This is a genomic window from Daejeonella sp. (assembly GCF_037719425.1).
GTDB lineage: Bacteria > Bacteroidota > Bacteroidia > Sphingobacteriales > Sphingobacteriaceae > Daejeonella.
Genome location: NZ_JBBJNI010000117.1, coordinates 1 through 10,067, shown reverse-complemented (window position 1 = coordinate 10,067; position 10,067 = coordinate 1). Strand labels below are relative to the sequence as shown.

The 10,067-nt window shown below is 40.9% G+C and carries 8 protein-coding genes and 1 pseudogene; 4 read left to right on the top strand and 5 right to left on the bottom strand.

Features of this window, described 5'->3' with window-relative positions; genetic code table 11:
- The 4 genes and pseudogenes from WKF69_RS14335 to WKF69_RS14320 all read left to right on the top strand — a co-directional run.
- A pseudogene (locus tag WKF69_RS14335) lies at positions 1-272 on the top strand (ATP-dependent DNA helicase); the annotation flags it as partial.
- Positions 273-336: 64 nt separating this feature from the next.
- On the top strand, positions 337-1,023 hold the full coding sequence (locus WKF69_RS14330; RefSeq protein ID WP_340382758.1) for a DUF4290 domain-containing protein: 687 nt from the start codon (positions 337-339) through the stop codon (positions 1,021-1,023).
- A gap of 102 nt (positions 1,024-1,125) precedes the next feature.
- Positions 1,126-2,451: a UDP-N-acetylglucosamine 1-carboxyvinyltransferase gene (gene murA / locus WKF69_RS14325; RefSeq protein ID WP_340382757.1), complete on the top strand. Its 1,326-nt coding sequence runs from the start codon at positions 1,126-1,128 to the stop codon at positions 2,449-2,451.
- Between the two features lie 77 nt (positions 2,452-2,528).
- Complete coding sequence (locus tag WKF69_RS14320; protein ID WP_340382756.1) at positions 2,529-4,070, top strand: glycosyltransferase family 39 protein; 1,542 nt, start codon at positions 2,529-2,531, stop codon at positions 4,068-4,070.
- Between the two features lie 34 nt (positions 4,071-4,104).
- Here the strand turns inward: WKF69_RS14320 and WKF69_RS14315 are convergent, their stop codons facing one another.
- From WKF69_RS14315 to tig, 5 genes are all read right to left on the bottom strand, one after another.
- Entirely contained in the window at positions 4,105-5,466 is a 1,362-nt protein-coding gene (locus WKF69_RS14315; protein ID WP_340382755.1) for a pyridoxal-phosphate dependent enzyme, read from the bottom strand.
- Between the two features lie 187 nt (positions 5,467-5,653).
- Positions 5,654-6,520: an AMP nucleosidase gene (locus WKF69_RS14310; RefSeq protein ID WP_340382754.1), complete on the bottom strand. Its 867-nt coding sequence runs from the start codon at positions 6,518-6,520 to the stop codon at positions 5,654-5,656.
- 50 nt (positions 6,521-6,570) lie between these two features.
- Positions 6,571-7,809, bottom strand: a complete 1,239-nt coding sequence (gene clpX / locus WKF69_RS14305) for an ATP-dependent Clp protease ATP-binding subunit ClpX (RefSeq protein WP_340382753.1) — start codon at positions 7,807-7,809, stop codon at positions 6,571-6,573.
- Entirely contained in the window at positions 7,809-8,510 is a 702-nt protein-coding gene (gene clpP / locus WKF69_RS14300) for an ATP-dependent Clp endopeptidase proteolytic subunit ClpP (RefSeq protein ID WP_340382752.1), read from the bottom strand. Before clpP ends, clpX begins: the two co-directional genes overlap by 1 nt.
- Positions 8,511-8,602: 92 nt before the next feature.
- Complete coding sequence (gene tig, locus WKF69_RS14295) at positions 8,603-9,949, bottom strand: trigger factor (RefSeq protein WP_340382751.1); 1,347 nt, start codon at positions 9,947-9,949, stop codon at positions 8,603-8,605.
- Between the last annotated feature and the right edge of the window lie 118 nt (positions 9,950-10,067).

The window sequence follows — 10,067 nt, the reverse complement described above, 5'->3', positions numbered from 1 at the left end:
AGCAAAAAGAAACATTCAGCCGGCCAAAACCAGCAGCTCCTCAAAAAACAACATCAATTTTACCGAAGGCTCACATACCAAGTGCAGACTTCGCTCCTTCTGACACTTCCGGCCTCCAGGTTGGTATGGAAGTTGAGCACGAACGCTTTGGCTATGGAAAAGTAATTAACCTTGAGGGGAATAAACCAGATGTCAAGGCGACGATATTTTTTAAAGATTTAGGACAGAAGCAATTATTGCTAAAATTTGCTAAATTGAAAATTGTTAAATAAAACCAAAATGCCGCTCTGTAGCTCAAAAACCACATATTTGAGATAGCGGAATTAATGAATTACCATGACATTTGATTATAACACCACAAGAAAAAAACTAATTCTTGCCGAGTACGGACGTAATGTGCAGAATATGGTTAAATATATCGTTGATCTTCCTACCAAAGATGAGCGAAATCGTTATGCTCAGGTTGTGATTGATCTGATGGGCTTTTTAAATCCCCATCTTCGCGATGTCGCTGATTTTAAACATAAATTGTGGGATCATTTGCACATCATATCCGATTTCAAGATTGATGTGGATTCACCATATCCGAAACCTTCTGAGGACGCCATTCGTTTTAAGCCAGCGCCGTTATCCTATCCGCAGCAGCGAATTAAGTACAAACATTATGGAAAAACAGTTGAGCTAATGATCAGCCGCGCCAAAGCAATTGATGAACCACAACGGAAGCAGCTTATGGTACAATCAATAGCAAACTTCATGAAAATGGCTTATGTGACCTGGAACAAGGATAGCGTGGCTGATGAAACAATAATAAAGGACCTCCGTGAAATGTCCAATGGTGCACTACAGCTGGAAGACAATGTCAATTTGCAACGTATTGAAGTTCGCCAGCCCAGTCCTGCGAACAATAGGCAGAGAAATAGCAACCAAAACAATAAGAATAGACAAAACACCAACAGCCGGAATAATACTGGCGGGTCGAATCGCCAGAGATCAAACAATTCTGGGGGCAAAAGGTATTAGTCTGAGATTCTCCTTGTAACTATTGATCGAAATTCATTGTTATAAAAGGGCGGCCATCTAACCAATATGGCTTTATCCAAAAATTAAAATTTACCATAGTAGATGAACGCATTTGAAATTGTTGGTGGTAAGCCATTAAAGGGCGAAATAATCCCTCAAGGGGCAAAAAACGAAGCATTACAGATTATTTCTGCTGTACTTCTTACTGCGGAGAAAATAACGATCAGCAATATTCCGGATATAAAAGATGTGAATAAGCTCATTGAGCTAATCGGGGACCTGGGCGTTAAAGTTGAACGTTTAAGCAAAGACACCTACACTTTCGAGGCATCCAATATTAATCTTGATTTTTTCCACTCTGAAGCATTCCGTTTAAAAGGTGGCAGCTTACGGGGATCTATTATGATCGTGGGTCCCCTACTGGCACGTTTCGGAAAGGCAGCCATACCGAAGCCCGGAGGTGATAAGATCGGCCGGAGACGGTTGGATACTCACTTTCTGGGTTTTGAGAAACTGGGCGCCAGGTTTGTTTATGACAAAAAGACCAACTTTTTCAATGTTGATGCGAGCGATCTGAAAGGTGCATATATCCTTCTGGATGAAGCTTCGGTAACGGGCACAGCCAATGTGGTTATGGCGGCTGTGCTTGCCAAGGGCATCACAACTATTTACAATGCTGCGTGCGAACCCTACCTGCAGCAGTTATGTAAAATGCTTAACCGCATGGGCGCAAAAATTACAGGTGTAGGTTCGAATTTGTTAACTATCGAAGGCGTTAAAAAGTTAGGCGGAACCGAGCACAGATTGCTTCCTGATATGATTGAAATCGGATCCTTCATCGGCTTAGCGGCCATGACTGAATCAGAGATTACGATCAAGGATGTTAGATTCGAGGAACTGGGTATGATACCAGAGGTCTTCAGAAAACTCGGAATACAATTCGAACTTCGCGGAGATGATATTTATATTCCGTCTCAAAAACATTACGAGGTTGATACCTTTATCGACGGATCGATCATGACTATTGCTGATGCTCCATGGCCTGGATTCACACCCGATCTGCTCAGTATCATGCTTGTTGTAGCTACGCAGGCTAAGGGAAACGTCCTGATTCATCAAAAGATGTTTGAAAGCCGGCTTTTCTTCGTTGATAAGCTGATTGACATGGGAGCCCAGATCATTTTATGTGATCCCCACCGTGCAACTGTAATCGGACTGGACAAAAAGGTAAAGCTTCGGGGTATTTCAATGACCTCTCCCGATATTCGTGCTGGCGTATCGCTGCTTATCGCAGCATTGTCTGCCCAAGGGACTTCGACGATCTTCAATATCGAACAAATAGAACGCGGTTATCAGGATATTGATATCAGATTAAGAGCACTGGGTGCTAACATTAAACGCATTACTGCAACTGACAGCGGACATTAAACCTCAAAAACTTACGCAAAAACGGATTGACCTATCAATCCGTTTTTTTTGTAGATTTAAATCTAATCCAAGTTCTCATGTCGTTCTATAAACGAAACGCGAAGGAAATCCAACTAATCGTTTTCTTTACAATCCTTAAGCTGACCCTGCACCTTGTGTCAAACAGTAATTTTGGATTTCACCGGGACGAACTCCTCTACATGGCGATGTCTGAGCATATTGACTGGGGTTATAAAGAGGTTCCCCCTTTTATTGCAGGTATATCATGGTTTTCCTACGCCTTTTTAGGAGACAGCGTTTTTGCAATGAGGATTTTGCCGTCGATAGCAAGTGCGCTAATTGTGTTTATGACGGGATTGTTCGTAATCTCAATGAATGGGCGACGATTTTCTATAATTGTGGCTTGCTCGGCTATGGTGATTTCTCCTTCATTCCTTGCATCCGGATATTTATTACAACCAGTTGTTTTTGATCAACTATTCTGGGTCATATCAGCCTATCTGGTTTTAAAGCATATTCAAACCCGGAAAACAAATTATATCTATCTCCTGGGCTTAACAGTAGGACTTGGCATGCTCACCAAGTACACAATGGCATTCTTTATATTTTCACTTATTATCGCCCTCCTGATCAGCCCTCAAAGAAGGGTTTTACTAAACAAAGCCTGGATCGTTTCATTTTTTATCGCGTTTATTATTTTCCTGCCTAATCTTATCTGGCAAATAAGCCATGAACTACCTGTGGTATCCCATATGAGGGAACTAAAGGCGAAGCAACTTGATTATATTGATCCCTTTAAATTTGTGATTCAGCTCTTAATTACTCACGCTTCTGCCTCGGTAATTTGGCTTTCCGGGCTCATCTATTTCTTCTTCACCAATAGCAACAAGAGATATATTTTTATAGCTTACTCATTCATTCTGGTGGTGATCATATTACTAGTTCTCAATGGCAAGGTTTATTACAGTTTCGGTGCATTTCCAATGCTTTTTGCCGCGGGCGGGATTTGTCTTCAGAAAGTTTTAGGAAGCATTGTAGCACCATTTCGCTACGCTGCTGTTAGCTTGCTGTTAGCACCTTCATTACTGCTCGTCCCGACTGTCATACCGATTCTACCTTTCGCTTCGACACTTCGCTTTTTCGAATTCACTACTCAAAGCGGGCTGGAGTTTCCAGTAAAATGGGAAGATCAAAAAACTCATGCTACAACTCAAGACTATGCAGATATGCTGGGTTGGGAAGAAATAGCAAAATATGCAGAGGTAGCATATCAGAAAATCCCAAGAACGGAAAGGTCAAAAGCTACGTTGATAGCGGGAAATTATGGGCTAGCGGGCGCTATTCAGCATTATGGCGATAAATATAATTTGCCGGAACCTGTGAGTTTAAGCAGTAGTTTTGCTTTATGGTCCCCTGATCGCATTGAAATTAAGTACATCATTATGATCGACGATGATATTGATGATATCGCCAGCGCTTTCGGCACAAGGATTAATATCGGCAAAGTTGAGAACCCTTATGCCAGAGAAAAAGACACGGGCATCTATCTTTTATCAGAGCCCCTGGTTGATATAAACAACTTTTACAAAACTGAGCGCCTTAAAGAGCTGAACGAGTAAGCTGTGAATGGTAATCAGGCAGCCGGAGGTTCGATCAGGCAGAAATAGCGTTAATGATATCGTACTGAGTGATGATCTCAATTTTACCTCCTTCGTCCTCGACTAACACTGCCACATTATCTTTATTGATGATTGATGAAATTTTGTCTATCGACGTATTCAGGTCTATAAACGGAAAAGACGCTGTCATGATCTCTTTAATACTTCCCGATTTTAATCCTGGATTGTCGAGCACAGAATTTAATATGTCGCTTTCTGTAAGCTTTCCGATTATCATACCCTGCTGAGTTACAGGAATTTGTGAGATATTTAGTGCCTTGATCGTATTTATCGCCTCAAGTACGGATTTTTCACAATCGATAGTGATGATGTCTTGCCGATCTCTCCGGGATAAGATGGATTTTGCTGTAAGTTTTTCGTCTGCAAGAAAACCCCGTTCACGAAGCCAATCCTCATTATACATTTTGCCCATATACCTCGATCCGTGATCGTGGAATATTATTACAACAAGGTCACCTTCCGTTAATTCGCCTTTCAATTGCATAAGCCCTGCAAGAGCCGATCCGGCTGAGTTGCCTGCAAATATCCCTTCCTTGCGCGCAATCTCACGGGTCATAAGAGCCGCATCCTTGTCAGTAACTTTCTCAAAACGATCTATAACATCGAAATCGACATTCTTAGGGAGAAAATCTTCACCAATTCCTTCAGTTATATATGGATAAATCTCATTTTTATCGAACTCCCCGGTTTCTTTATATTTTTTAAAAACAGAACCGTATGTGTCAATTCCCCAAACCTTAATATTTGGATTTTTTTCTTTCAAGTATTTACCCGCTCCAGAAATTGTTCCCCCAGTTCCAACACCAACAACTAAGTGAGTTATCTTGCCCTCAGTTTGTTCCCAAATTTCTGGCCCGGTTTGTTCATAATGTGCTTTCGAATTGGAAAGATTATCGTATTGATTCGGCTTCCAGGAGTTTGGCACTTCCCGCTCGAGACGGGTCGATACAGAATAATATGAACGCGGATCTTCCGGATCCACATTGGTAGGACAAACTATAACCTCGGCGCCAAATGCCCTTAGCGCGTCTACTTTTTCCTTTGATTGTTTGTCTGTAGTTGTGAAAATACACTTATAACCCTTAATGACAGCTGCAATAGCAAGTCCCATTCCTGTATTACCGGATGTGCCTTCGATAATAGTTCCTCCTGGTTTTAACCTCCCATCCTGTTCAGCGTCTTCAATCATTTTAACAGCCATTCGGTCCTTGATCGAGTTGCCCGGATTAGTAGTCTCAATTTTTGCCAATACCGTTGCTTTAACGCCTTTAGTAATAGCATTTAATTTGACCAGAGGAGTATTTCCAATCGTTTCGAGAATATTGTTGTACCACATGATCCAAAATTACGGAAATAGACTGAAGGTGGTGCGTTTAAAATTAAGCAAATGGGCAATGTGACGTAAACAGCGCTATTGCAGAGCTATTTCATCCAGCGCATGGGAAATATATCAAAGGAAAATGAAAAACCATCATTGAGTGGGATGAAATCCTCGAAGGAGGATTGGCACAGAATATTTGATTCTAGAACTTAAGGTGCTTTACTGTAAGACCATTATTAATTAGTTGCTTCAATGAATCAATTCCTACCCTTAAATGTGTTTCAACATACTGCTCGGTGACTTTAGAATCACTTTCAGCAGTTTTTACGCCTTCCGGTATCATTGGCTGATCGGAAACCAGCAACAGAGCGCCGGTAGGAATTTTGTTAGCGAAACCGGTTGTAAAGATGGTCGCTGTTTCCATATCTACAGCCATCGCACGCAAGCTTTTCAAGTATTTTTTAAACACTTTATCGTGTTCCCAAACACGACGGTTTGTTGTGTAAACCGTACCTGTCCAATAATCACGCGAATGATCACGAATTGTAGTTGATATCGCTTTTTGAAGCGCAAATGAAGGTAAAGCAGGGACTTCAGGCGGAAAATAATCATTTGATGTACCTTCTCCCCTTATTGCGGCAATGGGAAGGATCAGGTCACCGATATTATTGTTCTTTTTCAACCCACCACATTTGCCCAGGAATAGTACTGCTTTAGGTTTGATAGCAGTCAAGAGATCCATCATCGTTGCCGCCATAGGGCTCCCCATTCCGAAATTAATTAGTGTGATACCGTTAGCAGCAACGCTCTGCATTGGTTTGTCTAAACCAACAATAGGAGCATTATCATTCCACTCTGAAAAGAGATTCAGATATCTGGAGAAATTAGTTAACAATATAAATCCGGTAAAATCACTTAGCGGCCGGCCCGTGTACCTTGGCAGCCAGTTATTTACTATGTCTTCTTTATTTTTAAGTCCCGCTTTAACCGGAGACTCTACTTCCTTTTTCTTTTTTGTTTTATTTGCCCCTTCCACGGGGTCTTTTTTTACGTCTTTTTCTTCGTTCATATTTTAATTTTTTATAGTACAAAAAACCCCCGATTTAATCGGGGGCTTTCTTATGCTACTTTTAGTTTCGTGAGGTCGGATTTTTCAAATTTATCCGTTGCATAATCGAGCGTAATGAACAGGTCCTTCGTGTTCTTCCCCGAGGGTGTTTCATACATTGCATCGATCATTATGGCTTCACAAATGGACCGAAGGCCACGTGCACCCAGCTTAAACTCCATTGCTTTATCTACAACAAATTCCATTACATCCTTCTCGAACTCAAGTTTGACATCCTCATACTCAAACAACTTTTTGTACTGCTTGATTAAGGAATTCTTTGGTTCTGTAAGAATACTTAATAGTGTTTCCCTGTCGAGTGGATTCAAATGGGTAATCACTGGTAACCGTCCTATAAGCTCGGGAATAAGTCCAAAAGACTTTAGATCCTGCGGAGTGATATACTTGTAAAGGTTTTTCAAGTCGATGTTAAGATCTTCCTTGTCAACTTTATAACCTACGGTTTGAGTACGAAGCCTGTTAGCGATCTTTTTCTCGATACCATCAAATGCACCTCCGCAAATGAACAGGATATTGTTCGTATTCACCGCGATCATTTTTTGATCTGGATGCTTTCTTCCTCCCTGAGGCGGAACGTTCACGATAGTGCCTTCCAAAATCTTTAACAGAGCCTGCTGGACGCCTTCTCCTGAAACATCGCGAGTAATTGATGGGTTATCACTCTTCCGGGCAATTTTATCAACTTCATCGATATAAACGATGCCACGTTCGGCAGCAGTCACATCATAATCAGCGGCCTGCAGCAAACGGGTCAGGATACTTTCAACATCCTCTCCAACATATCCTGCTTCTGTCAACACAGTCGCATCACAAATACAGAATGGGACATTTAATACCCTCGCTATGGTTTTAGCTAAAAGTGTTTTCCCGGTTCCCGTCTCGCCCACCATAATAATGTTAGATTTTTCAATCTCAACTTCGTCTTTCCCGATCTTCTGGTTAAGGCGCTTATAGTGATTATAAACAGCAACAGACAATATTTTCTTAGCCTGATCCTGGCCAATAACATATTGATCAAGGTGAGTTTTTATCTCAACAGGCTTAAGAAGTGTCTCAAAAGTCTGAGTTGACTTAGTTTTACGGACATTAAGCTCTTCCGCCAGGATCTGGTTTGCCTGAGCAACACATTTATCACAAATGTGCGCATCCAGCCCTGCAATCAGCATCAAAGTATCCTGCTTGCCGGAGCCGCAGAAAGAACACTTAATATCTTTATTTCCTTTACTCATTATTTTTTATCTCCGGTTCCAACTAATACCTCATCAATCATACCATATTCCTTTGCCTCGTCAGCCTTCATCCAGTAATCACGATCCGAAGCTTTCTCAACCCACTCATATGGTTGTCCAGAGTGTTTCGCAAGGATATCGTATAATTCTTTTTTCAATTTAAGCATTTCTCTCAAATTTATTTCCATGTCTGAAGCCACACCCTGTGCACCTCCTGATGGTTGATGGATCATAACCCTTGAATGTGGTAACGCTGCTCTTTTACCTTTAGTACCAGCGCATAACAATACTGCAGCCATGGATGCAGCCATACCTGTACAGATAGTGGCGACGTCTGGCGCTATATATTGCATAGTATCGTATATCCCAAGGCCTGCATAGACAGAGCCACCCGGAGAATTTATATAGATCTGAATATCTCTTTTCGCGTCAGTAGATTGAAGGAACAACAACTGAGCCTGGATAATGTTGGCAATACCTTCATGTACAGCATCACCAAGGAAAATTATACGATCCATCATCAAACGTGAGAACACATCCATTTGTGCTACGTTCAATTGACGCTCTTCAATGATATAAGGTGTCATTGCACTTGGTAAAGAAGCATTATTTACCCGCCCAATGAAACTATCTACGTGCTGGCTGCCAATACGATGGTGCTTTACTGCGTATTTCCGGAATTCGTTTTTATCGATGTTCATATTGAATATTATAATTTAAGGTATGAGTTATTTTGTAATTTATAATGAATTTCAAAATATTAGAAGTCAATAACCCATATCTAAATCATAGGCTATTTCAATTCTAAAAATTTATTGTACTCTATTTCTTTGGTGTCTAAAGTAACAACGCTCTTTAGATAATCAAACACGTGCTGAGCCTTTACTTCTTCGAAAATACGATTGGCATTTTCTTTATCCTGCAAGAACTGAGCCGTATACTGACCTAACTGCTCTTCTGAAAGAGGCTGCGGGCTATACATTTTGAACTGTGCGTCCAAACGTTTCTTTGCCGTCTCGAAAACCTGATTGTATTTGATCTCAAGTTTATTATCCTTGATTATCCTGTTCTCGATCAATGTCCATCTCAGATTGCGTGCAAAATCATCATAACCCTGAGCCAGTTCTTCATCACTAAGCTTTTCATTCGTAGCTTTCAACCAGCGCCTAAGGAATTCATCCGGAAGATTCATAGTTACTTTATCCAGACCGAACTTCAGCATATCTGCCTGAAGCTTTTGATCCGCATTCTGAACCATCATTGATTCCAACTCTTCTCTGATCTTCTCTCTGAACTCCTCTTCAGTCTTAACAACATCAGCACCAAATAATTTATCAAAGAACTCCTGATTTAGATCACCTTCCTCTAAACGGTTAATATTCTTAACAGTTAACTGGAACTTCGATTTCAGGTCCTGCGCATCTTCTTCAGAAATATTAAGAAGCTTCGCTATAATGGTAACGTTGCTGTCAAATGCTTTATGGACATCTAATTCAACAACATCGTCCTTTTTTAGCCCTATCAGGGATTTCTTGATCTTGCCATCATTCACCTGATCCAAACGCACCGATGCTGTGTTGCTTATTCCCTCTTCAAAAACAGAACCATCAGCAGAAAGCTGCTTCAAATCTGCGTACAAAACATCATCGTCTGCCGATACGTCAGGATTTGACATTTTGCCATAAGATTTACGCAAATTGGTAATACGGGATGCCAGAGTTTCCTCGTCAACTTTAACTTTGTAAAGAGTGATTTTATCCTTAGATGAAAAATCAAGGCTAAATTCAGGAGCTAATCCCAATTCGTAAATAAACTCAAACTCGTCAGTAAAATCCCAGTTGAAATCTTTGCTGTCATCAATTTTTGGAAGTGGCTGTCCAAGGACCTCCAGCTTATTTTCAGTGATGTAATTATTTAGAGTATCGTTAAGAATATTGTTGATCTCATCAACCAGGATATTCTTTCCATACATTTTTTTGATATGGGATGCCGGAACCATTCCTTTACGGAATCCCGGAAGCTGGGCCTTCTTTGCCTGTGTTTTTATCGCTTTTTCTACGCGTTCTTTGTAATCGTCAGGATTAATCTTTACCGTTAATACAGAATTAAGATTGTCTATTTTGTCCTGTGTAATGTTCATTTTATAAGATTTAATCGTTTCTCGTTATACAAAAATTCCCCGGTCTTGTAACCGGGGAATTGATCAGTGCGGATGAAGGGACTCGAACCCCCACGCCGTGAAGCGCCAGATCCTAAGT

Bases quoted from the DNA above. Each gene is read 5' to 3' on its own strand.
- murA (WP_340382757.1), top strand. From the start codon at position 1,126: ATGAACGCATTTGAAATTGTTGGTGGTAAGCCATTAAAGGGCGAAATA.
- WKF69_RS14320 (WP_340382756.1), top strand. From the start codon at position 2,529: ATGTCGTTCTATAAACGAAACGCGAAGGAAATCCAACTAATCGTTTTC.
- WKF69_RS14310 (WP_340382754.1), bottom strand. From the start codon at position 6,520: ATGAACGAAGAAAAAGACGTAAAAAAAGACCCCGTGGAAGGGGCAAAT.
- clpP (WP_340382752.1), bottom strand. From the start codon at position 8,510: ATGAACATCGATAAAAACGAATTCCGGAAATACGCAGTAAAGCACCAT.
- WKF69_RS14315 (WP_340382755.1), bottom strand. From the start codon at position 5,466: ATGTGGTACAACAATATTCTCGAAACGATTGGAAATACTCCTCTGGTC.
- WKF69_RS14330 (WP_340382758.1), top strand. From the start codon at position 337: ATGACATTTGATTATAACACCACAAGAAAAAAACTAATTCTTGCCGAG.
- clpX (WP_340382753.1), bottom strand. From the start codon at position 7,809: ATGAGTAAAGGAAATAAAGATATTAAGTGTTCTTTCTGCGGCTCCGGC.
- tig (WP_340382751.1), bottom strand. From the start codon at position 9,949: ATGAACATTACACAGGACAAAATAGACAATCTTAATTCTGTATTAACG.